Genomic DNA, 22648 nt, shown 5'->3' on the forward strand with positions numbered 1-22648 from the left:
TCGCTCAGAAGACCAGCGGCATGCGCGAGGTCAGGGGATCCTGGTAGTGGGTCTCGCGTCCGATGACCTCGTCATGGGGTACCTGCTGAACCAGGTAGGCGCGGTGAATGCCCGCACGCCTTAGCTCCAGATAGACGTCGTCCAGCGAGCGAAAGAGAATCGGCTTGCCGGTGCGGGTCAGCATGTGGCGCTGGCCCTCCACATCCTCGAGCTCGACCTGATAGAAGCGGCTGCCGGCATGGCCGATCACGCGAATCTCGAAGTTGTCGTGGTGTGCCACGAAGGCTTTCAGTTCCTGGAACTCCATGGGTCCATCCTCCTGATATTCGGATCGGCGATGTCGAGATACACGTTCGGGCAAAGCCTGACGGCACTCGATGACGGAAGCGTGTCGCCGATATTGCTCCCTAATGACCCTGACCATCTCGCGAGGTTCCGGACCTACTGATATTCGGAGGGGTCTATTGCCTTGCCCAGGGAATTGCGGTCGACCCAGTTGCCAGCCCTGGTTTCCTTGTAGCGAAAAACCACTCGATCGCCGACCTGCACCGGCAACTCGGCGTCCTCGGTCTGGTAGCTGTAGGACTCGCCGTCCACCTCCAGGTGGTAACGATAGAGATCGGGCATCCCCAGCCACTCCTTGAAGGGGCCTTCACGCTCCATCGATTGAAGCTCGCCGCGCCCTTCGAGTTTCGGGGTACGCTGGCGATTGCCGCGTCGGAATCCTCCTGCCATGGTGCCTCCTTCCTGTGGGATTCAAGGGGTCGGCATTATACGGGGCCGATGGCGGGACTCAAGGACGCCGTCAGTCGCCGAAGGCCTCGCGATAGCTGTCCGGTGCCAGGTCCTCGAAGCGAGTGTACTTGCCGATGAAGGCCATGTGCACCGTGCCGATGGGGCCGTTTCGCTGCTTGCCGATGATCACCTCGGCCAGCCCCTGGTTGTCGGGGTTATCCGAATTGTAGACCTCGTCGCGATAGACGAAGCCGATGATGTCGGCATCCTGCTCGATGGCGCCGGACTCGCGCAGATCCGACATCACCGGCCGCTTGTTGGGGCGGCTCTCCAGCGAGCGGTTGAGCTGGGAGAGCGCCACCACCGGGCAGCCGAACTCCTTGGCCAGCCCCTTGAGCGAGCGGGAGATCTCGGAGATCTCGCCGGTACGATTCTCCGAGAAACCGGGGATCTGCATCAATTGCAGGTAGTCGATCATGATCAGCGACAGGTTGCCCTGTTCGCGAACCACTCGACGGATCCGCGAGCGCATCTCGTTGGGCGAGAGGGCCGCGGTGTCATCGATGAAAAGCTGCTTGTCCTTGAGGAGGTTCACCGCCGAGGTAAGCCGCGGCCAGTCCTCGTCCTCCAGCTGACCGGTCCGCACCCGGGTCTGGTCGATGCGCCCCAGCGAGGAGAGCATGCGCAGCATGAGCGAATCCGCGGGCATCTCCATGGAGAACACCATGACCGGCTTGTCGCTTGCGATCACCGCGTGTTCGACCAGGTTCATGGCGAAGGTGGTCTTGCCCATGGAGGGGCGACCGGCAATGATCACCAGATCCGAGGGCTGCAGGCCCGAGGTCATCTCGTCGAAGTCACGAAAGCCGGTGGAGAGTCCGGTCATCTCGCCCTGCATGTTGAACAGCTCGTCGATGCGGTCCACCGCCTTGGTCAGCAGCTCGCTCATGCCGATGGGGCCGCCCGACTTGGGTCGTTCCTCGCTGATCTGGAAGACCAGCCGTTCGGCCTCGTCGACCAGTTCGTCGGCGGGGCGTCCCTGGGGGCTGAAGGCGCCATCGGCGATCTGGCTGGCTGCCCGGATGAGCTTGCGCAGCGTGGCGCGCTCGCGAACGATGTCGGCGTAGGCGCGAATGTTGCTCGCCGAGGGCGTGTTGCGCGCCAGTTCGGCAAGGTAGGCCAGGCCGCCCACGGTATCGAGCTGGTCGCGCCCTTCCAGGGCCTCGGAGAGGGTCACCACGTCCAGCGGCCGGCTCGCCTCTGCCAGGCCCGCCATGACGTTGAAGATCAGCCGGTGCTCATAGCGATGGAAGTCGTCCGCCACCAGTCGCTCGGCCACGTTGTCCCAGGCCTGGTTGTCGAGCATCAGGCCACCGAGCACCGACTGCTCGGCCTCCAGAGAATGAGGCGGCACCTTCAGGGCGGCGGTTTCCCGGTCGAGGGCGATGGGTTCGTTCATGGCGAGCGGACCTTCAGGGGAAAAAAGGGACAGGAACAGTCTACCCGATGGCAGGCGACGACCCCATGCCCGAAAACCGCCTACCGCCGCGAGAGGTGGTCTGCCAACAAAAAGGGGGCGAGGATTCGCTCCTCGCCCCCTGTCGAGGCACGCCCCAGTGAGCGTGCCACCGGCATTGGCCTTACTCGGCCACGACCACCACGCGCACGGTGGCGTCGACTTCGGCATGCAGGTGCAGGACGACGTCGTACTCACCGGTCTGACGGATCGGACCCTGCGGCATGCGCACTTCGCTCTTGGCGACCTCCATGCCTGCGCTGGAGATGGCCTCGGCCAGGTCCCGCGGACCGATCGAGCCAAACAGCTTGCCCTCGTCACCGGCCTTGGAGACCAGGGAGAGCTCGATGTCGTTGAGCTGTTCGGCACGCGCCTCGGCCACGGCCTTGCGCTCGGCGGCCTGGGCCTCGAGCTCGGCACGCTGGGCCTGGAAGGCCTCGATGTTGTCCTTGGTCGCCGGTACGGCCAGGCCGTAGGGAACCAGGTAGTTGCGGCCGTAACCGGGCTTGACGGTGACCTGGTCACCCAGACCGCCCAGCTTGCCGATATTGTCTAGCAGAATGACGTCCATTCTCGTAAACCTCTTGTCAGTGGCTGCGGGCCAATCGTCCACGGAAATCCGCGAACGTGTCGATGAAGGCCGCGAGCAGCACAATGAGAATCATGGGCCAGGTGGTGATCAGAAGCACATAGAAGGCGACCAGCCACAGCCCGTTCATTCCCTTCAATCCGATAAAACCATGCACCAGCGCGATGCCAGACACCAGTAGCGGCACCCAGGTCAGCATGCCAAGGGCCGGAAGCCCCAGCACCACTCCAAGCACCCCGAGCACCGCCAGCACGGCGAACTCCCGAGGCGCCAGGCGCAGCCCATGGAACTCCTCGCGGAACCCGCCCGGGTTATAGAGCTCGGCCTGCCAGCCGCGCGCCATGGCCAGACAGACCACGGCGACGAGCAGCACGATCAGTGCCGTCACGCCGCTGATCATCAGGCCGGCCAGACGCTCGGTATCCATGCCCTGGCGGGAGAGCTCACCGAGCATCGCCGCAATGTCCGGCGACGCCTGGCGCAGTTGCTCCAGCACGAGACCTGCGCCGCCCGGCGGCAGGAAGGTGCCCAGTTGGATCATCGCCGCCCCGGCCAGGGTCCCGGCGATCAGGGCCTCGCTCCAGCGCAGTCGAGAGCGCAGCACCACCGCCATCAGCACGACCAGCAGAACGCTGGTCAGCGGAATGACATCCCCCTGAGTCCACCACCAGCCAGCCGGAACGGCCGCGGCGATGATCACGGGCAGCGACGCGGCCAGGCCATGTCGCAGCGTGACCAGGGCCACCACGGCAGCCCCCAGCCAGAACAGCCAGGGAATGGCGGTGGCCGCGGCGGCCCCGAGGGCGGCGTGGGGCGTGCCGCGCATCATCCAGCGGGCAACGGGCATCATCACGTGCGGCGCGTTACTGGTGGCTATCGGTGTAGGGCAGCAGTGCCAGGTAGCGTGCCCGCTTGATGGCGGAAGACAGCTGGCGCTGGTAACGGGCCTTGGTCCCGGTGATGCGGCTGGGTACGATCTTGCCAGTCTCGGTGATGTAGGCCTTGAGCGTATCCAGATCCTTGTAGTCGATCTGCTTCACGCCTTCAGCGGTAAAGCGACAGAACTTGCGGCGACGGAAAAAGCGTGCCATGGGAAGACTCCTTAAGAGGTGCGATGGGTGGGCTCAGGCGGATTCGGCGCTGCGCGGCTTCTCGTCGCGACGGACACGCTTCTCTTCCACCGGCTTCATCATCGGAGAGGCCTCGGTGACGGCTTCCTTGGCGCGAACCACCAGGCTGCGGATGATGGCGTCGTTGAAGCGGAAGATGTTCTCGATCTCGTCGAGGGTCTCGCCGCTGCACTCGACGTTCATCAGAACGTAGTGAGCCTTGTGGATCTTGTTGATCGGGTAGGCCAGGTGGCGACGGCCCCAATCCTCGAGGCGATGCACGGTACCGCCGCTCTCGGTGACGAGGCCGGTGTAGCGCTCGACCATGGCCGGGACCTGCTCGCTCTGGTCCGGATGGACCATGAAGACGATCTCGTAGTGACGCATGAAATCTCCTTGCGGTTTGGCAGCTTCCACAGTGACGACCTCGGGTCGCTCAGGGGAAGCAAGGAGTGATTGTCAAAAAGACAGGAATGCCCGCTCGCAGGACGAGCGGGCGCAGGTATTCTAATGATTCATGGCCCGAGAGGCAAGGCAGGAGCGACTCAGTCGCTCACCCTGCCCCCTGGCGCTGGCGTACTGCCTCGAACAGGCATACCCCGGTAGCCACCGAGACGTTGAGACTGGAGACGCTGCCGGCCATGGGCAGCTTGACCAGGGTGTCGCAGGCCTCTCGAGTGAGACGACGCATGCCCTTGCCCTCGGCACCCATCACCAGGGCCGCTGGGCCGGTGAAGTCGGCCTCATAGAGGCTCGCTTCGGCTTCGCCGGCGGTACCGGTGATCCACACCCCGAGGGACTTCATCTTCGCCAGAGTCCTCGCGAGATTGGTGACCTGGTAGACGGGTATGCTCTCGGCGGCCCCGCAGGCGACCTTGCGCACCGTGGCATTTAGCGGCGCCGCCTTGTCCTTGGGCACGATCACCCCGTGGGCACCGGCGGCGTCGGCACTGCGCAGGCAAGCCCCGAAGTTGTGCACGTCGGTGACGCCGTCCAGCACGAGCAGCAGGGGTGGCGCCGCATGCGGCCAGCCCTCGAGCCTGAGCCACAACGATGCCTCCCCCTCGAAGGCCAGCGGCGTGGCGAAGGCGATGATGCCCTGGTGAGAGGCGCCCTGGGCGAGTCGATCGAGCTCGTCACGAGGACGCGACTGGAGACGAGCGCCTCCCTGGCGTGCGGCCTCGACCAGCTCGTCCAGGCGGGCACCGGCACTGCCCTCCTGGACCCAGACCTCACGGGGCGTCTCGCCACGGTCCAGCAGCGCACGTACTGCGTGAACGCCGAACACGGCCTCGAGCCCCCCGGGTGTCGACGGCCCGTGACCCGAAGCCCTTCGAGATGCGCGCGGCTTGCGGTGACCTGCCGCCATCAGCCACGCGCCCTCGACCGCCGCGGACCGCGACGACGCCTGCCGCCCTTGCCCGCCTTTTCATCTGGCTTCTTGCCCCCCTCCGGCGAGGAGGATGCCGGACCATTCCCGCGGCGCTTACGCGGCTGACGCTTGGGGCGCGGCTTGTCGTCGGCCAGCTCGAAGTCGATCTTGCGATCGTCCAGGTCGACACGGGCCACCTGCACGGTGACCCCATCGCCCAGGCGATAGCTCATCCCGCTGCGCTCGCCCTTGAGGCGATGCTTCTCGGGCTCGTAGTGGTAATAGTCGGACGGCAGCGAGGTGACGTGAACCAGCCCCTCCACGTAGACCTCATCGAGGCGCACGAAGATGCCGAACTGGGTCACCGATGCGATGCTGCCCTCATAGACCTCGCCGAGCTTGTCGGACATGAACTCGCACTTGAGCCAGTCCTCCACGTCTCGGGTCGCGTCGTCGGCGCGTCGCTCGGTCATCGAGCAGTGCTCGCCGAGTTCGAGCATCTGCTCGAAGGTATAGGGCGACCACTTGCTTGGCGGCTCCACCGCGGCGCCATTGGCGCGCAGCACGGTATTGGTCTGGCGCGGCCCGCGGATCACCGAGCGGATGGCGCGGTGGACGAGCAGGTCCGGGTAGCGGCGGATCGGCGAGGTGAAGTGCGCATAGGCCGGATAGGCGAGGCCGAAGTGCCCGTCGTTCTGAGGCGAGTAGACCGCTCGACTCATGGAGCGCAGCATCACGGTCTGGATCACGTCGGCGTCGTCGCGACCCTTGATGGTCGCCGCCAGGTCGCGATAGTCCTGCGGACTCGGGTCATCGCCACCGGGCAGCGAAAGGCCCAACTCGTTGAGGAACAGCCGCAGCTTGTCGAGCCGCTCCGGCGAGGGCTTCTCGTGGATGCGATAGAGCGCCGGCAGGTCATGCTTGTCGAGGAATCGCGCCGTGGCGACGTTGGCCGCCAGCATGCACTCCTCGATGATCTTGTGGGCGTCGTTACGCGAGCGCGGGACGATCTTCTCGATCTTGCGCTCATCGTTGAAGACGATGGCGGTCTCGGTGGTCTCGAAGTCGATGGCACCGCGCTCCACGCGGGCCTCACGCAGCAGCCGGTAGAGCGAATGCAGGTTCTCAAGCGATGGCACCAGCTCGCGGTACTCCTCGCGCAGGGCATCGCCCTGCTCCCCCTGGTCATCGAGAATGGCGGCCACCTTGTTGTAGGTCAGTCGCGCATGGGACTGGAACACCGCCTCATAGAAACGGTAGCGGCTGATCGCCCCGCTCTGGGAGATGTTCATCTCGCAGACCAGCGCCAGGCGATCGACGGCCGGATTAAGCGAACAGAGCCCGTTGGAGAGCAGCTCCGGCAGCATCGGCACCACCTGCCCCGGGAAGTAGACCGAGTTGCCGCGGGTGATGGCCTCCTGGTCCAGGGCAGTACCCGGACGCACGTAGTGGGAGACATCTGCGATGGCCACCAGCAGCTTCCAACTGCCGGACTTGGTCTTGTATGCACAGACGGCGTCGTCGAAGTCCTTGGCACTCTCGTCATCGATGGTCACCAGCGGCACGTCGCGCAGGTCGATGCGATGCGCCTTGTCCGCCTCGGCCACCTCGGCGGACATGCCGGAGATCTGGTCGTGGACATCCGGCGGGAAATCGGCGGGAATCTCGTAGCTGCGGATGGCGATGTCGATCTCCATCCCGGGATCCATGCGCTCGCCGAGCACCTCGACCACCTCGCCCACCGGCTGCACACGCGTCTCGGGCTGCTGGGTGATCCTCGCGGAGATCACCTGGCCATCCTTCGCGCCGCCACAGGCGCTGTGGGGAATGATGACCTCCTGGGTGATACGGGAGTTCTCGGGAATCAACACCCCGAATTCCGGCGTATTGGCCCGATAGACGCCGACGATGGTCTGAGTGTTGCGTGCCAGCATCTCGACGATGGTGGCCTCGTCACGCCCCCGACGGTCGCGCCCGCTGATGCGCACCAGTACATGATCACCATGGAAGACCCGGCGCATCTGCCGAGGTGGCAGGACCAGATCAGGCTTCTTGCCGTCGTCGCGCAACAGGAAGCCGAAGCCGTCGCGATGCCCCAGCACCTTTCCCTTGACCAGGTCGAGCTTGTCGATCAGCGCATAGGCATTGCGCCGGTTGCGCAGCACCTGGCCATCGCGCTCCATCGCCGCCAGGCGACGCCGCACCGCCTCCTGGAGATCCTCGTCCTCGAGGCCCAGCTGTTGGCTCATCACCTCATGGGTGATGGGCTTGCCGACCTCCTCGAGGCGGGCCAGCAGGTATTCTCGGCTGGGAGCGGGCTTGTCGTACTTGTGGGCTTCGCGTTTCGCGTGCGGATCGTCGCTGAGCGTCCAGTGGGTCATGCGGAGGGCATCCTTGGCGGCATCGGGAGCGGCGTTATCGAAAGGGCGCAGGGACGGCGTCCGGCGCGTGACATCTTGCATTTCGGGTAGGTTTTCATGCGCGCAGTATAGCGCCGGCGTCTCCATCACCCAACCATGGCAGTACCAAGGGGCCCCGCCAGCCGGCAAAAAATCCTGATTTTTGGCCCCGGAGCCGCTTGCATCAACGAACGAATCCGGTACCATACGCCTCGCCTGCCCAGATGGCGGAATTGGTAGACGCGCTAGCTTCAGGTGCTAGTATCCTTACGGGTGTGGAGGTTCAAGTCCTCTTCTGGGCACCAACGATATCGGGTCGATCATCGACTGGATATCAGGGAGTCAGCTCCCACGCTCTTTGTCAGCTCGAGTCACTCGTGTTCGCCCAGGTGGCGGAATTGGTAGACGCGCTAGCTTCAGGTGCTAGTGTCCTTATGGACGTGGAGGTTCAAGTCCTCTCCTGGGCACCATCGCCGACGCGATGCGCCCGAACACGATGGCAGCATGATGCGCCCAGGTGGCGGAATTGGTAGACGCGCTAGCTTCAGGTGCTAGTATCCTTACGGATGTGGAGGTTCAAGTCCTCTCCTGGGCACCACTTCTCGCATCATGCAGACGAGCCGCACCACCGAGCCGTAAGCTATAAAGAGCAGCCCACAGGAAACCGCGACCCTTGATCGCGGTTTTTTTGTGTCGTGTTTCTACGCTCCGCTTGCTGCCCGCCTCATGACCGGTGCTCGTTCAGAAGCGCCCGGGCAATCTGGCCACTTCGTCGATGCCCCAGCCCGCGGTCTGCACCCCGCCCTCCAGCGCCTCGGCTGCCTCCCGGGAAAGCTGCGGAAAGAAGTCCAGGCCGGTGCGCGCCTCCACATCGTCGATGCTCACCAGGAAGTCGTCCAGCGGCTCGTCGCCCGACACGCGCTGCGGCATGATGAAGGCCAGCGCCCGGGGCGTCTCCCCCGGCACCACCAGGATCTTGTAGAAGGCCTCCGGCACCTCCACCAGCCCGACGCGATTGAGCACATTGTCCCGAAATCGGGCCGGGAAGACCGGGCCGGTGATCACCTGGATGACAGCGAAACGCGGCACGAAGTGATCCATCACCACCTCCTCGAGCCGCTGCCATAGACGCCGGTTGAGCGCCGGCCTCTGGGGGGACATGTTGCTCATCAGGAAGGTGTCGCGCTGGGCCCCGGCGCCGTGGACCGCCGCGATCGCATAGTTCGGCGCAAGATGGCCGCGGTCATAGCCACTGCCGAAGTAGCTGTCCGGCGAGATCGGCCAGAGGGCCCGCCAGTCACGGCGGAAACCGGGGCGCGGCCCGGCAGCGGGGTCGTCGACTCTCTGCAGCAGGTAGCTGACCCACAGCGGATTGACACGGATGTCGGACCAGCCCGCCAGGTAACCGTCGTTGCGCAGCACCCGATGGAAGGTCAACGGCGTGAGCTCCTCCCAGGTGGTGACACCCTGCCAGCTCAGGCCATCGCGGAGCTCGCGCTCCTGGAAGTACCAGAGCCCCGAGGTCACCGCCAGGAACAGCGCCGTGATGCCGAAACGACGGACCCGGCGCCGCCAGCGGTGACTGGCGCGCGCGCGACTTGCTGCCATGACTGAATCGTCCCTGCCCGTTCATCCATTGGGCCGAGCGGCCCGACACTCCTCACCAGCACAGCGAGGACACTCTTTCACAACCCAGCCAGAACACTCTTTACCAGCCCATTACCAGCCCAACGAGAACATGGTCTCCAGATCGTGGCGGGAATGCACCTGCATGGCATTGAGGGTCTCGGTATCACGAATGCCCTCGACGGTATTGAGCCGCCCGGTCACAAGCTCCGCCAGGCTCTCGAAATCGCGGGTACGCGCGATGGCGACGAGGTCATAGCGGCCACAGGTGGAGTAGACTTCGCTGATTCCCTCGACGTCGGCCAGCCTCTCGGCCACGGCCTTCACCTGGCCCTTGTCGGCATTGATCAGAATCACGGCATTCTGCATCGGACTTCTCCCTGCTCAAGGCGCTGTCGCGCGCATCACGTTCCGGTCGACCTGGCGGCCACCGCAGCTGGGCGAGTATAGCAGCGCCGGCGTGGACGCTGCACCGACAGCAGGTGCGCGGGCGTCAGGACCTTCTCGGCTCGAGACATCTCCACGGGCGATATCCAAGAGCCATATCCGCGAACCATGTCAATGAGCCTGAACCACGCGGCAGATTGCCGCACGAGTCCTAAGAAATTAGCGATGCCAAGGTCACGTGGCTACCATGGGCCCAAGAACTCCGCGGGGAAACGCCTGTCCGAACAAGGGTGGCGCGATCACCCGCCAAGAAAGACCAAGGAAAGACCAGGAAAGAAGAGCGGACACTCAACATGTTCCGCCGCGACCTTATCCCCAACCTGATGATCAGGAGAGACCATGGCCGACCGCAACCGTCGTGACTTCATGCGCAACAGCCTGCTGGGCCTTGCCGCCCTGCCCTTGGGTGCCGGCATCCTGTCGAAGCGCGCCTTCGCCCAGGACCTGCCCGCCCTGGACCCGAGCGGCGCACAGGCCCAGGCCCTTAACTACGTCAAGGTCGCCAGTGAGGCCAGCGATCACCCGGCCTACGAAGAAGGCGAGGTGTGCCAGAACTGCATGTTCTGGAAGGCGGACAGCCAGGGCTGCCAGCTGTTCCCGCAGAACAGCGTCGAGCCAGGCGGCTGGTGCCAGTCCTGGACGGCCCAGGCCTGAATCGCCGTCGAAGCAGGAAACCCAAGACCCGCGCCATGGCGCGGGTCTCTTCGTTCTATGGGGCTTCTCGTTCTATGAGCGTTCAGTCGCGCCGTTCCTCCTCGGCCAGGGGCCATTGGTAGCGGCGGACCACCTCGTCACCCTCCATGGATTCCAGTCTCACCGGGAAGCCCCACAGCTGGTTGAGGTGACGGATGACCGGGTAGACGCTGCGCGCCAGCGGCCGACGACCGTCCTGCACATGGCGCAGGGTCAGCGAGCGATCACCGCGGATATCCGCCGCGTAGACCTGGATATTGGGCTCCCGCACCGCCAGGGCATACTGGGTGGCCAGCGAGTCACGGATGCGCCGGTAGCCACGCTCGTCATGGATCGCCGACACTTCCAGCATCTCTTCCTGGTCATCGTCGACCACCATGAACAGCTTCAGGTCACGCATCACCTTGGGCGAGAGGAATTGCTGGATGAATGATTCATCCTTGAAGTTGCGCATCGCGAACTCCAGTGTCTCCCGCCAGTCGCTCCCGGCCGTATCGGGGAACCACTGGCGATCCTCCTGGGTCGGCGCCTCGCAGATACGCTTGAGGTCGGTGAAGATGGCGAAGCCCAGGGCATAGGGATTGATGCCGCTGAAGTAAGGACTGTCGAAGGCCGGTTGCTGCACCACCGAGGTATGCGACTGCAGGAACTCCAGCATCAATCCCTCGTCCACCAGCCCCTCATCAAAGAGGCGGTTCATCAGGGTGTAGTGCCAGAAGCAGGCCCAGCCCTCGTTCATCACCTGGGTCTGGCGCTGGGGATAGAAGTACTGGGCCAGCTTGCGCACGATGCGCACCACCTCCCGCTGCCAGGGGGCCAGCAGCGGCGCATTCTTCTCGATGAAGTAGAGCAGGTTCTCCTGAGGCTCGGGAGGATAGCGCCCACCCTCATGCAGGCCGAGCGGATCCTCCTCGTCGACCATGCCGGGAAGGGCATCCCCGCGGGGCCGGCCCGGGATGGTTCGCCACAGGGTGTTGACCTGAGCCTGGAGGTGGGCCTCACGCTCCTTCTGCCGGCGCGACTCCTCCGCCGCGGACACAGGCGACGGGCGCTTGTAGCGATCGACCCCGTAGTTCTGCAGGGCGTGGCAGGCATCCAGCAACTGCTCCACCGCCTCCACGCCGTGGCGCTCCTCGCACTCCCCGATGTACTTCCTGGCGAACACCAGGTAATCGACGATGGAGGTGGCATCCGTCCAGGTGCGGAACAGGTAGTTTCCCTTGAAGAAGGAGTTGTGGCCATAGCAGGCGTGGGCCATGACCAGCACCTGCATCATCAGGGTGTTTTCCTCCATCAGGTAGGCGATGCAGGGGTCGGAGTTGATGACGAGCTCGTAGGCCAACCCCATCTGGCCGCGACGATATGCCTGCTCCACGGCCAGGAACTGCTTTCCGAAGGACCAGTGGTGATAGCCAACCGGCATCCCTACGCTGGCATAGGCATCCATCATCTGCTCGGTGGTGATGACCTCGATCTGGTTGGGGTAGGTGTCCAGGCGATACTCGTCGGCCAGTCGGGCGATCTCGCCCTCGAAGGCATCGAGGATCTCGAAATTCCAGTCGGAGCCGGTGGCGATGGGCTTTCGTCGGGTCATGCTGCCTCCTCAGGCCGCCTCAGACGGCGACTCGGCGCTTGAACAGCTCGCGAAAGACCGGATAGATGTCCCCGGCCTCGACGATCTGGCGCATGGCGAAGCGCGTGTCGTATTCGGCCTCCACCCGCTCATACTCCTCCCAGAGCGCCTGGTGGGCGTGGGGGGTGATCTCCACGTAGGTGAAGTACTGCAGCCGCGGCATCAGGCGATCGACCAGCAACTCTCGGCATGCGACGGAGTCGTCGTCCCAGTTGTCACCATCCGAGGCCTGGGCCACGTAGAGGTTCCATTGCCCGGCGGGGTAGCGCGTCTCGATGATCTCGTCGACCAGGGTCAAGGCACTGGAGACGATGGTGCCGCCGGTCTCCCGGGAGTAGAAGAACTCCTCCTCGTCGACCTCCTTGGCCGCGGTGTGGTGGCGCACGAAGACCAGTTCTACCTTCTCGTAGTTGCGCTCGAGGAAGAGGTAGAGCAGCAGGAAGAAGCGCTTGGCGATGTCCTTGTGGGCCTGGGTCATGGAGCCCGAGACATCCATCACGCAGAACATCACCGCCTTGCTCGACGGCTGGGGCTGGTCGATCAGGTTGTTGTAGCGCAGGTCGTAGGTATCGATGAAGGGGACCGACTCGAGACGCTTCTCCAGCCGCTCGATCTCTGCCTTGAGCTCGGTGATGCGGGCCGGGTTACGTAGCACCGGATCCTTGCGTTCCTCCTCGACCAGCGCTTCCCTGGCCTCGCGAAGGGCCCGGCGGATCGGCGCCCGCATGGCGATGCGCCGCGCCTGAGCCTCACGCATGGAGCGCACGATGTTGATGCGCGCAGGCGTCCCGTCTCGGGACACCCCCGCCCGCACCTGGCGCACCTCGTCCAGGTCCACCAGATTCTTGCGCTCCAGGTGGGGCAGCTCCAGGCCGTCGAATACAAACTCAAGAAACTCCTCCCGGGAAAGGGAGAAGGCGAATTCGTCCATCCCCTCGCCCTGGTTGGAGGCACCTCCCTCCCCGGCACCGTCCCCGCCGCTCCCACCCCCGGGGCGGCGCAGCCGATCCCCCTCGACGAACTCCCGGTTGCCGGGCGCCACGATGGCGCGCTTGCCTCCCGGTCCGTGCTGAAAGACCGGCTCGGAGATGTCCCGGGTGGGGATCGAGACATTTTCACCCCGCTCCATGTCGGTGATCGAGCGACGGTTCACCGACTCCTCGACCGACCGCTTGATATGGGTCCGGTAGCGGTCGAGGAAGCGCTGACGGTTGACCGCGCTCTTGTGCTTAGCGTTGGCTCGTCGATCGATGAAATAGGTCATGACGACCTCCTCGGGCTACTGCGACTTGCGCACCCGCAGGTACCACTCGGAGAGCAGGCGCACCTGCTTCTCGGTGTAGCCGCGGTCGACCATCCTCGCCACGAAGTCCTCATGCTTCTTCTGGTCCGACGTCGAGGCCTTGGCATTGAAGGAGATCACCGGCAGCAGCTCCTCGGTGTTGGCGAACATCTTGTGCTCGATCACCCCCCTGAGCTTCTCGTAGGACTGCCAACTGGGGTTCATGCCGTTGTTCTGGGCACGCGCCCGCAGCACGAAATTGACCACCTCGTGACGGAAGTCCTTGGGGTTGGAGATGCCGGCCGGCTTCTCGATCTTCTCCAGCTCCTCGTTGAGGGCCTGACGGTCGAGGAACTCCCCGGTCTCGGGGTCACGGAACTCCTGATCCTGGATCCAGAAGTCGGCATAGGTGACATAGCGGTCGAAGATGTTCTGTCCGTACTCCGAGTAGGACTCGAGATAGGCCGTCTGAATCTCCTTGCCGATGAAGTCCACGTAGCGTGGCGCCAGGAACTCCTTGATGAAGCGCAGGTAGCGCTCGAAGGTCTCCCGGGGCAGCTGTTCCTGCTCCAGGCGCTGCTCGAGGACATAGAGCAGGTGGACCGGGTTCGCCGCCACCTCATGGTTGTCGAAGTTGAACACCTTGGAGAGGATCTTGAAGGCGAAGCGTGTCGACAGCCCCTCCATCCCCTCGTCGACACCGGCGCTGTCACGGTACTCCTGGATCGACTTGGCCTTGGGGTCGGTATCCTTGAGATTCTCGCCATCGTAGACCCGCATCTTGGAATAGACGCTCGAGTTCTCGGGCTCCTTCAGCCGCGAGAGCACCGTGAACTGCGCCAGCATGCGCAGGGTATCCGGGGCACAGGGCGCCTCGGCCAGCGATGAGTGCTCGAGGAGCTTCTTGTAGATGTTGATCTCCTCGGTGACTCGCAGGCAGTAGGGCACCTTGACCATGTAGACGCGATCCAGGAAGGCCTCGTTGTTGCGGTTGTTGCGGAAGGTCTGCCACTCGCTCTCGTTGGAGTGGGCCAGCACCACCCCATCGAAGGGGATCGCGCCCATGCCCTCGGTGGGGTTGTAGTTGCCTTCCTGGGTTGCCGTCAGGAGCGGATGCAGCACCTTGATCGGCGCCTTGAACATCTCGACGAACTCCATTAGCCCCTGGTTGGCGCGGCACAGGCCTCCAGAGAAGCTGTAGGCATCGGGGTCATCCTGGGAGTAGAGCTCGAGCTGGCGGATATCCACCTTGCCGACCAGCGAAGAGATGTCCTGGTTGTTCTCGTCGCCGGGCTCGGTCTTGGAGATGGCAATCTGGTTGAGCCGCGATGGATAGAGACGCACCACCCGGAATTGCGAGATGTCGCCGCCGAACTCCTTGAGCCGCTTGGCGGCCCAGGGCGACATCACGCTCCTCAGATAGCGCTGGGGAATGCCATATTCCTTCTCAAGCAGTTCGCCATCCTCATCCGGGGAGAAGAGGCCCAGCGGCGACTCGTAGACCGGGGAATCCTTGATGGCATAGAACGGCACCTTCTCCATCAGCAACTTGAGCCGCTCGGCCAGGGAGGACTTGCCGCCCCCCACCGGTCCCAGCAGGTAGAGGATCTGCTTGCGCTCCTCGAGGCCCTGGGCGGCGTGTCGGAAGTAGGCGACGATCTGCTCGATGGCCTCCTCCATGCCGTAGAACTCGGCGAAGGCCGGATAGCGGCGGATCACCTTGTTGGAGAAGATGCGGGACAGTCGCGGATCCTTCGCGGTATCGATCACCTCGGGTGCGCCAATGGCCTCCAGCATCCGCTCGGCGGCCGTGGCATAGGCCACCGGCTCACGGCGGCAGAGTTCCAGATACTCCTGCAGGCCCATCTCTTCCTGCTGGACGCGAGCGAAGCGGTTCTGCACATGATCGAAGATGCTCATCTATGCCTCCTTAATGCCCGATTCCCGGGCCACGACGACGTGGTGGTGACAAGCCGGGGTGGGGTCTTCTCAGCGTAGACAGCATCAGCGGATAACGGTTTAGCCCACCAATCAACGATCCCGAGCCCTCATTTGATGAGAGCCCGGGGAGCGTCCATCGGTTCATGAAGATTTTCCAAAGATTGAACGCTGGCCCGACGCTGCCCGCCGGTGGCGATCGGCGGGCAGCCTTCCGGTGTCGCTTCTAGCTCGGCGATCGCGGTCGCCCTGATGCGTCAGAGCGCCGCGGCCAGGCGCGTTCCCTGCTCGATGGCGCGCCTGGCGTCGAGCTCGGCGGCCTCGTCTGCACCGCCGATCACGTGCACGGCCACGCCGGCTGACTCAAGCGGCTCCAGCAGCTCCCGCACCGACTCCTGGCCGGCACACACCACGACGGTATCGACCTCGAGTCGGCGCGGCTCCCCTCCGATCCGCAGCGCCAGGCCGTCGTCGTCGATGCCGAGATACTCGCAGTCGGCTATCATCTCGACGCCACGGTGCGCAAGCGAGGCCCGATGCACCCAGCCGGTGGTCTTGCCGAGACCCTTGCCGGGCCGCGAGGCCCTGCGCTGCAGGAGGAAGACGCGGCGCGGGGTCGCAGGAGCCTGCATCGCCTTGAGTCCCCCGCGATGCGCCAGGTCGAGATCGACCCCCCATTCGTCGCACCAGGCCGAGACATCCCGAGAATGATGCTCGATATGGGTCAGCAGCTCGGCCACATCGAAGCCGATACCCCCGGCGCCGATGATCGCGACCCGGGGACCGACCCGCTCGGGGTGGGTGATGGCCCGGGGGTAGCTCATTACCTTCGCGTGGTCGATCCCCGGCAGCGAGAGCCGTCGGGGGCGCACACCGGTGGCCAGGACCACCGCGTCGAAATCGCGCAGCTGATCGACATCCGCCTCGGTATCGAGCCGTACCTGAACGCCGTAACGGTCGAGCATCACCCGGTAGTAGCGCAGGGTCTCCTCGAACTCCTCCTTGCCGGGAATCCGTCGTGCATAGTTGAACTGGCCGCCCAGCTCGCTCGCCCGTTCGAAGAGGGTCACCGCATGACCACGCTCAGCGGCCGTCACGGCCGCGGCCAGCCCCGCCGGACCGCCGCCCACCACGGCGATGGCCCCGGGGCTGTCGACCGGCGTGACCAGAAGTTCTGTCTCATGGCAGGCGCGGGGATTGACCAGGCAAGAGGCGAGCCGGCCCAGGAAGACCTGGTCCAGACAGGCCTGGTTGCAGGCGATGCAGGTATTGATCTCGTCACGTCGCCCTGCGCCCGCCTTGCTCAACCAGGCCGGGTCGGCCAGGAAGGGGCGCGCCATGGAGACCATGTCGGCATGTCCCTCGGCCAGCACTCGTTCCGCCACCTCTGGCATGTTGATGCGGTTGGTGGTGATCAGCGGCACGCTGATCTCGGCCTTCATGCGTCGCGTCACCTCGGTGAAGGCGGCCCGCGGCACGCTGGTGACGATGGTCGGCACCCGCGCCTCATGCCAGCCGATGCCGGTATTGATCAGGTCGGCGCCGGCGGCTTCTATCGCGCGACCCAGGCCCAGAACTTCCTCCCGTGTGCTGCCCTCTTCCACCAGGTCGATCATCGACAGTCGAAAGATGAGCAGGAAGTCATCCCCCACCGCGGCGCGGATGCGTTGCACGATCTTCACGGGAAATCGGATGCGATGCTGGAAGGTTCCGCCCCAGGCATCATCGCGGTGGTTGGTGCGCGGACAGATGAACTGGTTGATGAGGTAGCCCTCCGAGCCCATCACCTCGACACCGTCATAGCCGGCCTCTCGGGCCAGCTTCGCGCAGCGCACATAGGCCTCGATACGTGACTCAACTTCGTCGGTGTCGAGCTCTCGGGGCATGAAGGGCGTGATCGGTGACTGGATCGCCGACGGGGCCACCAGCTCAGGGGTATAGGCATAGCGCCCGGCATGCAGGATCTGCAGGCAGATGCGTCCGCCGGCCTCGTGAACTCCCTCGACCACGCGGCGGTGATCCGCCACCTGCTCGGGCCGCTCGAGGGTCGCGGCCCCCTGGAAGACGGCCCCCTCGGGATGCGGCGCGATACCGCCGGTGACGATCAGGCCGACCCCCTCTCGTGCCCGTTCGGCATAGAAGGCCTTCAGCCGCTCGACGCCACCGGGCGCCTCCTCGAGGTTGGTGTGCATCGAGCCCATCAGCACCCGGTTGGGGAGCGTCAGGTGCCCGACCCTCAAGGGGCGAAACAGCTGGGGAAAGGCACTCACGGCGGGATCCTCACGGTAGGGATGGCAACATATTCAAACAACTGTATGGCAATAGAGGCAGAGGACGCAAAGGCCCATCGCCACACGTGCGAACGTGCGAACGTGCGAGAACCCAGCGTGAAAGCAGGATGAGAGAGTAAAGGAGGTTAGAGAAAAAGGTGCATAGAGAAAGGAGCGGGGAAGAAACCGGCGGTCCGGCGGCCAAACGAGACAGCCCCGAGACCGGATGGGCCTCGGGGCTGAAGAATTCGTGTGCAGATGGCGGACCGGACGGGACTCGAACCCGCGACCTCCGGCGTGACAGGCCGGCATTCTAACCAACTGAACTACCGGTCCGCATGGTGGGTGATACCGGACTCGAACCAGTGACCCCCAGCATGTGAGGCTGGTGCTCTAACCAACTGAGCTAATCACCCACGCGTTACTGCAAGTTTACTGCTGTCTCATGCCATCATGGCGGACCGGACGGGACTCGAACCCGCGACCTCCGGCGTGACAGGCCGGCATTCTAACCAACTGAACTACCGGTCCGCAAGATGACCTGCGACGGGGAAGAAGATGGCGGACCGGACGGGACTCGAACCCGCGACCTCCGGCGTGACAGGCCGGCATTCTAACCAACTGAACTACCGGTCCGCTGTGATCTTCCTGCTACGCGATCGGGCATTGCCGCAGCAATGGTGGGTGGTACAGGGTTCGAACCTGTGACCCCCAGCTTGTAAGGCTGGTGCTCTCCCAACTGAGCTAACCACCCTCGGTCACGTGGCGCTGCATTCTACAGGGGGGCCGACCAATGTCAACGCTTTTTGCATCGCCGAAACGGACCCTCGAGTGGGCAAGAATCGCCGCCCTTTCATCCACTTGGCTACATCGCCCGCGGTACGGGGCTTTCAGGAATGATCGACCATGAAGGCGGCGATCGCGGCCCCAGCCTCGGCGATCAGACCCGCCTGATCTCGCCCCGAGGCGCGCGTCGGCTTCCAGTCATGATCCCCCTCTCCGAGCCAGTGCAGCTTCGCCACCTTGGGAAGGTCATAGCCCTGCACCTGCTCACGAGTCCCGAAGGGGTCTCGACTGCCCTGAACTACCAGGGTCGGACACTCGAGCAACGACCAGTGGGCGAGCCGAAGGCGTTCAGGCTTGCCGGGAGGATGGAAGGGATAGCCACACAGCACCAGGCCCCGGGCACCGTCCCGTGCCGCCAGCATGCTGGCGACGCGACCACCCATGGACTTCCCCCCCAGCCAGGGCGGCGGAAGGTCTCGATGCGACACAATGTCGCACCAGCGGGCAAGTTCCTCGACCAGGCGATCGACCCTCGGCGGAGGGCGACGTCGCCCTTCACGGCGCATCGACTGCAGGTAGTCGAACTCCATGGCCAGGGTCTGGACCCCTGTCGCGGCGAGGATGTCGCGCAAGCGTTGCATAAAGGTTGAATCCTGCCCAGCGCCAGCTCCATGAGCCATCAGCAACCGCCCGACACGGCATTCACCTAGTACTTCAAGGGGGCCAAGGCCTTCGATATTCCAGCGCCCCTGATCGCCTTCCAGAAGCCGCCGGGCCAGGGTATCGCCATCGATCAGAGGCAAATCCCGACAAGAATAGTCTGACAATTTATGCCTCCTCGCGTTAATAAATCAACAGATTGGCGTGTTCAGCTTGCAGTAAGCCTGCGCTAGAATCACGCTTGGATACAGACCTGCATCATCCTGCGGAGGTCACCCCGAGGCAGAATGCCGCGGGACACCCCCAAACCGCGTTCGATGGGAACCTGACATGAGCACAGCATTTGAACACCCGACCTACAACTACAAGGTAGTTCGGCAGTTCGCGATCATGACGGTGGTGTGGGGCATCGTGGGCATGGCCCTCGGTGTCATCATCGCCTCGCAGCTGGTATGGCCGGAACTGAACCTGGGACTGCCGTGGACGAGCTTCGGCCGACTGCGCCCCCTCCACACCAACGCCGTGGTCTTCGCCTTCGGCGGCTCGGCACTGTTTGCCACCTCCTATTATGTCGTGCAACGAACCTGCCAGGTGCGACTGTTCTCGGACAAGCTGGCGGCCTTCACCTTCTGGGGCTGGCAGGCCGTTATCCTGTCCGCGGTGATCACCCTCCCGCTGGGCCTCACCAGCACCAAGGAGTATGCCGAGCTCGAGTGGCCGATCGACATCCTGCTGGCCGTGGTGTGGATCAGTTATGCCATCGTCTTCCTGGGGACCATCAAGCTGCGCAAGACGTCCCACATCTACGTGGCGAACTGGTTCTTCGCGGCCTTCATCATCACCGTGGCCGTGCTGCACATCGTCAACAGCGCCTCCATCCCGGTGACCTCGACCTACTCCGTCTCCCTCTATGCCGGCGCCATAGATGCGATGACACAGTGGTGGTACGGCCACAATGCGGTCGGCTTCTTCCTGACCGCAGGCTTCCTCGGGATGATGTACTACTTCGTTCCCAAGCAGGCCGAACGCCCGGTGTACTCCTACCGCCTCTCCATCGTCCACTTCTGGGCGCTGATCATGGTCTACATGTGGGCCGGTCCGCACCACCTGCACTACACCGCCCTGCCCAACTGGACCCAGTCACTCGGCATGGTGTTGTCGATCATCCTCCTGGCCCCGTCCTGGGGCGGCATGATCAACGGCATGATGACCCTCTCCGGCGCATGGCATAAGCTGCGCACCGACCCGACCCTGCGCTTCCTGGTGGTGGCCCTTTCCTTCTACGGCATGTCCACCTTCGAGGGCCCGATGATGGCGGTGAAGACCGTCAACGCGCTCTCCCACTACACGGACTGGACCATCGGCCACGTGCATGCCGGCGCCCTGGGCTGGGTGGCCATGATCACCATCGGTTCCATGTACCACCTGATCCCGCGACTGTTCGGTCGTACCGAGATGTATTCGGTGGGGATGATCGGAGTGCACTTCTGGCTGGCCACCATCGGCACCGTGCTCTACATCGCCGCCATGTGGGTCAACGGCATCCTGCAGGGCCTGATGTGGCGAGCCGTGAACGCCGACGGGACCCTGATGTACACCTTCGTGGAGTCCGTGGAGGCCAGCGGCCCGGGGTACATGGTGCGGCTGATCGGCGGCCTGTGCTGGGTGGCCGGCATGCTGATCATGGCCTTCAACGTCTACATGACCGTCCGACGCGGCGAAGACGCGCGTCAGCCGATTCCGCAGACTGCCTGAGCCAACCAGGGAACGAGACACCAATGAGACACGAGATAGTCGAAAAGAATGTCGGCCTGCTCTCCGTACTGATCCTGGTGGTGATCAGCTTCGGGGGTCTGGCCGAGATCGTGCCGCTGTTCTTCCAGAAACAGACGACCGAGCCGGTCGAGGGCCTCGAGCCCCTCGCTCCTCTGGAGCTCGCGGGTCGCGGGATCTACCGTCGCGAGGGCTGCGTCGGCTGCCACTCCCAGATGGTTCGCCCCTTCCGGGCCGAGACCGAGCGCTATGGCCACTACAGCGTGGCCGGCGAGTCGGTCTACGACCACAACTTCCTTTGGGGCTCCAAGCGCACCGGGCCGGACCTGGCCCGCGTCGGCGGCCGCTACAGCGACGACTGGCACCGCGCCCACCTCTACAACCCACGTGACGTGGTGCCGGAGTCGATCATGCCTGCCTATCCCTGGCTCTTCGAGAACACCCTGAGCGGAGAGCGCATCGACGACGAGATGCGCACCATGCAGATGCTGGGCGTGCCCTACACCGACGAGCAGATTGCCGGCGCCAGCGAGGAGGTTCGCGGCGAGCGCGAGATCACCGCCCTGGTCGCCTATTTGCAGCAACTCGGTACCGTGCTCAAGGATTCGCGCTGACCATGGATAACGGGATCGTCAACGGGGTGATCATCATCCTGCTGATCATCGCCTTCGCGGGGCTCACGCTGTGGGCCTACTCGAAGCGACGCAAGCCGGACTTCGACGAAGCGGCCAACCTGCCTTTTGCCGATGAGGATGAGCAGCCGAACCGTGACCAGAGTGCCTCCCGAGAGGCCGATTCCCGACACGACAAGGGAGAGAGGAAGACATGAACAATTTTTGGGGTGACTCCCTTTCCAGCTTCTGGAGCGTCTGGATCATCGTCATCACGCTGGGCACCATCGGCATTGCCTTCTGGCTGCTCTTCGCCAACCGCAAGACCGACAAGGCGCCGGATGCCGAAGGCAATGTCGACACCACGGGTCACGCCGCCGACGGGATCGAGGAGTATGACAACCCGCTGCCGCGCTGGTGGTTCCAGCTCTACGTCGGCACCGTGATCTTCGGGCTGTGCTACCTGGTGCTCTACCCCGGCCTCGGCAACTTTTCCGGCATGCTGGGCTGGAGCCAGGAGGGTCAGTGGGAGGAGGAAGTCGCCCGTGCCGAGGAGCGCTTCGCTCCGATCTTCGCCCAGTATCAGGAGGTGCCGATCCCGGAACTGTCCCAGGACGGCGATGCCATGCAGGTCGCCGAGCGCATCTACCTCAACAATTGCGCGATCTGCCATGGTTCCAATGCCCAGGGCGGCTACGGCTTCCCCAACCTGACCGACGATGACTGGCTGTACGGGGGGGCGCCGGAGAACATCGTGCACACCCTCAACAATGGTCGTAACGGCCTGATGCCCTCCTGGCAGCAGCTGGGCAGCGAGAACATCGAGAATGTCACCCAGCACGTGCTATCGCTCTCCGGCAATGCCGAGGACGCGCAGAGCGCCGAGCAGGGAGCCAGCGTGTACGCCTCGGTGTGTGCCGCCTGTCACATGCCCGACGGCACCGGCAACCAGGCCCTTGGCGCGCCCAACCTGACCGATGACACCTGGCTATATCGGGCGCCCGGCCAGTCACTGGCCGACTCGGTGCGCCAGACCCTGCGCAATGGCCGCAACGGCCATATGCCGGCGCAGGCCGCCTACATCGGCGAGGACAAGGTGCATCTCGTTGCTGCCTACGTCTACAGTCTGAGCCGCCAGGACTGAGGCGACGGCCATCTACAACGGCCATCGGCATGAAAAAGGGTGCGGCCTCCGGTCGCACCCTTTCT

21 protein-coding genes and 8 tRNA genes are annotated in these 22648 nt (G+C 64.2%); 8 read left to right on the plus strand and 21 right to left on the minus strand.

All coding sequences use genetic code 11. The features are described 5' to 3' along the window. Positions 1–4: 4 nt before the first annotated feature. From ABE960_RS05370 to rnr, 9 genes are all read right to left on the minus strand, one after another. Positions 5–307, minus strand: coding sequence for a DUF6482 family protein (locus ABE960_RS05370; protein ID WP_349761209.1), 303 nt, complete (start codon positions 305–307; stop codon positions 5–7). Positions 308–441: 134 nt separating this feature from the next. Next, complete coding sequence (locus ABE960_RS05375; RefSeq protein WP_349761210.1) at positions 442–735, minus strand: hypothetical protein; 294 nt, start codon at positions 733–735, stop codon at positions 442–444. Between the two features lie 70 nt (positions 736–805). Further along, positions 806–2194, minus strand: a complete 1389-nt coding sequence (gene dnaB / locus ABE960_RS05380; RefSeq protein ID WP_349761211.1) for a replicative DNA helicase — start codon at positions 2192–2194, stop codon at positions 806–808. A 181-nt stretch (positions 2195–2375) separates the two neighbouring features. Next, on the minus strand, positions 2376–2822 hold the full coding sequence (gene rplI, locus ABE960_RS05385; protein ID WP_349761212.1) for a 50S ribosomal protein L9: 447 nt from the start codon (positions 2820–2822) through the stop codon (positions 2376–2378). 16 nt (positions 2823–2838) lie between these two features. Next, positions 2839–3690: a YybS family protein gene (locus tag ABE960_RS05390; RefSeq protein WP_349761394.1), complete on the minus strand. Its 852-nt coding sequence runs from the start codon at positions 3688–3690 to the stop codon at positions 2839–2841. 13 nt (positions 3691–3703) lie between these two features. Further along, a complete protein-coding gene (rpsR, locus tag ABE960_RS05395; RefSeq protein ID WP_089712195.1) occupies positions 3704–3931 on the minus strand; it encodes a 30S ribosomal protein S18 in 228 nt (75 codons plus the stop codon). A gap of 33 nt (positions 3932–3964) precedes the next feature. Then, complete coding sequence (gene rpsF / locus ABE960_RS05400; RefSeq protein WP_349761213.1) at positions 3965–4336, minus strand: 30S ribosomal protein S6; 372 nt, start codon at positions 4334–4336, stop codon at positions 3965–3967. Positions 4337–4502: 166 nt separating this feature from the next. Further along, positions 4503–5318: a 23S rRNA (guanosine(2251)-2'-O)-methyltransferase RlmB gene (rlmB, locus tag ABE960_RS05405; protein ID WP_349761214.1), complete on the minus strand. Its 816-nt coding sequence runs from the start codon at positions 5316–5318 to the stop codon at positions 4503–4505. After that, a complete protein-coding gene (rnr, locus tag ABE960_RS05410) occupies positions 5318–7702 on the minus strand; it encodes a ribonuclease R (protein ID WP_349761215.1) in 2385 nt (794 codons plus the stop codon). The genes rlmB and rnr overlap by 1 nt, the downstream gene beginning before the upstream one ends. 236 nt (positions 7703–7938) lie before the next feature. Here rnr and ABE960_RS05415 point away from each other — a divergent pair. The 3 genes from ABE960_RS05415 to ABE960_RS05425 all read left to right on the plus strand — a co-directional run bounded on the left by ABE960_RS05415 (position 7939) and on the right by ABE960_RS05425 (position 8318). Next, positions 7939–8025, plus strand: a tRNA-Leu gene (locus ABE960_RS05415). A 78-nt stretch (positions 8026–8103) separates the two neighbouring features. Continuing rightward, positions 8104–8190, plus strand: a tRNA-Leu gene (locus tag ABE960_RS05420). Positions 8191–8231: 41 nt separating this feature from the next. Continuing rightward, positions 8232–8318: transfer RNA gene (locus ABE960_RS05425), tRNA-Leu, on the plus strand. 143 nt (positions 8319–8461) lie between these two features. On the opposite strand, the gene ABE960_RS05430 is transcribed toward ABE960_RS05425, so the two are convergent. After that, positions 8462–9328 carry a DNA/RNA non-specific endonuclease gene (locus tag ABE960_RS05430; RefSeq protein WP_349761216.1) on the minus strand — a complete coding sequence of 289 codons (867 nt, stop codon included), beginning with the start codon at positions 9326–9328 and terminating at the stop codon, positions 8462–8464. 111 nt (positions 9329–9439) lie between these two features. Beyond that, a complete protein-coding gene (locus tag ABE960_RS05435; RefSeq protein ID WP_349761217.1) occupies positions 9440–9715 on the minus strand; it encodes an Lrp/AsnC family transcriptional regulator in 276 nt (91 codons plus the stop codon). A 417-nt stretch (positions 9716–10132) separates the two neighbouring features. Here ABE960_RS05435 and ABE960_RS05440 point away from each other — a divergent pair, with 417 nt between their 5' ends. Further along, a complete protein-coding gene (locus ABE960_RS05440) occupies positions 10133–10447 on the plus strand; it encodes a high-potential iron-sulfur protein (protein WP_349761218.1) in 315 nt (104 codons plus the stop codon). 82 nt (positions 10448–10529) lie between these two features. Here the strand turns inward: ABE960_RS05440 and ABE960_RS05445 are convergent, their stop codons facing one another. From ABE960_RS05445 to ABE960_RS05490, 10 genes are all read right to left on the minus strand, one after another. Next, on the minus strand, positions 10530–12080 hold the full coding sequence (locus ABE960_RS05445; RefSeq protein WP_349761219.1) for a SpoVR family protein: 1551 nt from the start codon (positions 12078–12080) through the stop codon (positions 10530–10532). A gap of 19 nt (positions 12081–12099) precedes the next feature. Next, positions 12100–13383, minus strand: coding sequence for a YeaH/YhbH family protein (locus ABE960_RS05450; protein ID WP_349761220.1), 1284 nt, complete (start codon positions 13381–13383; stop codon positions 12100–12102). 15 nt (positions 13384–13398) lie between these two features. Continuing rightward, a complete protein-coding gene (locus ABE960_RS05455; protein ID WP_349761221.1) occupies positions 13399–15321 on the minus strand; it encodes a PrkA family serine protein kinase in 1923 nt (640 codons plus the stop codon). 275 nt (positions 15322–15596) lie between these two features. After that, a complete protein-coding gene (locus tag ABE960_RS05460) occupies positions 15597–17609 on the minus strand; it encodes an oxidoreductase (RefSeq protein ID WP_349761222.1) in 2013 nt (670 codons plus the stop codon). A gap of 259 nt (positions 17610–17868) precedes the next feature. Then, positions 17869–17945: transfer RNA gene (locus ABE960_RS05465), tRNA-Asp, on the minus strand. A gap of 3 nt (positions 17946–17948) precedes the next feature. Beyond that, a tRNA-Val gene (locus ABE960_RS05470) sits at positions 17949–18025 on the minus strand. Positions 18026–18063: 38 nt separating this feature from the next. Next, a tRNA-Asp gene (locus tag ABE960_RS05475) sits at positions 18064–18140 on the minus strand. A 28-nt stretch (positions 18141–18168) separates the two neighbouring features. Beyond that, positions 18169–18245 (minus strand) — tRNA-Asp (locus ABE960_RS05480). Between the two features lie 42 nt (positions 18246–18287). Beyond that, positions 18288–18363, minus strand: a tRNA-Val gene (locus tag ABE960_RS05485). A 136-nt stretch (positions 18364–18499) separates the two neighbouring features. Next, positions 18500–19075, minus strand: coding sequence for an alpha/beta family hydrolase (locus ABE960_RS05490; protein ID WP_432765348.1), 576 nt, complete (start codon positions 19073–19075; stop codon positions 18500–18502). Between the two features lie 310 nt (positions 19076–19385). On the opposite strand from ABE960_RS05490, the gene ccoN reads away from it, so the two are divergent. The 4 genes from ccoN to ccoP are packed head-to-tail and all read left to right on the plus strand — an operon-like array spanning position 19386 to position 22583. Continuing rightward, positions 19386–20810, plus strand: coding sequence for a cytochrome-c oxidase, cbb3-type subunit I (gene ccoN, locus ABE960_RS05495; protein WP_349761223.1), 1425 nt, complete (start codon positions 19386–19388; stop codon positions 20808–20810). A gap of 23 nt (positions 20811–20833) precedes the next feature. Continuing rightward, on the plus strand, positions 20834–21442 hold the full coding sequence (gene ccoO, locus ABE960_RS05500; protein WP_349761224.1) for a cytochrome-c oxidase, cbb3-type subunit II: 609 nt from the start codon (positions 20834–20836) through the stop codon (positions 21440–21442). 2 nt (positions 21443–21444) lie between these two features. Further along, entirely contained in the window at positions 21445–21657 is a 213-nt protein-coding gene (locus ABE960_RS05505) for a cbb3-type cytochrome oxidase subunit 3 (RefSeq protein ID WP_349761225.1), read from the plus strand. Continuing rightward, on the plus strand, positions 21654–22583 hold the full coding sequence (gene ccoP / locus ABE960_RS05510; protein ID WP_349761226.1) for a cytochrome-c oxidase, cbb3-type subunit III: 930 nt from the start codon (positions 21654–21656) through the stop codon (positions 22581–22583). Before ABE960_RS05505 ends, ccoP begins: the two co-directional genes overlap by 4 nt. The last annotated feature ends 65 nt before the right edge of the window (positions 22584–22648 follow it).

Origin of the sequence: Halomonas aquatica, from assembly GCF_040196335.1 — a bacterium.
GTDB lineage: Bacteria > Pseudomonadota > Gammaproteobacteria > Pseudomonadales > Halomonadaceae > Halomonas > Halomonas aquatica.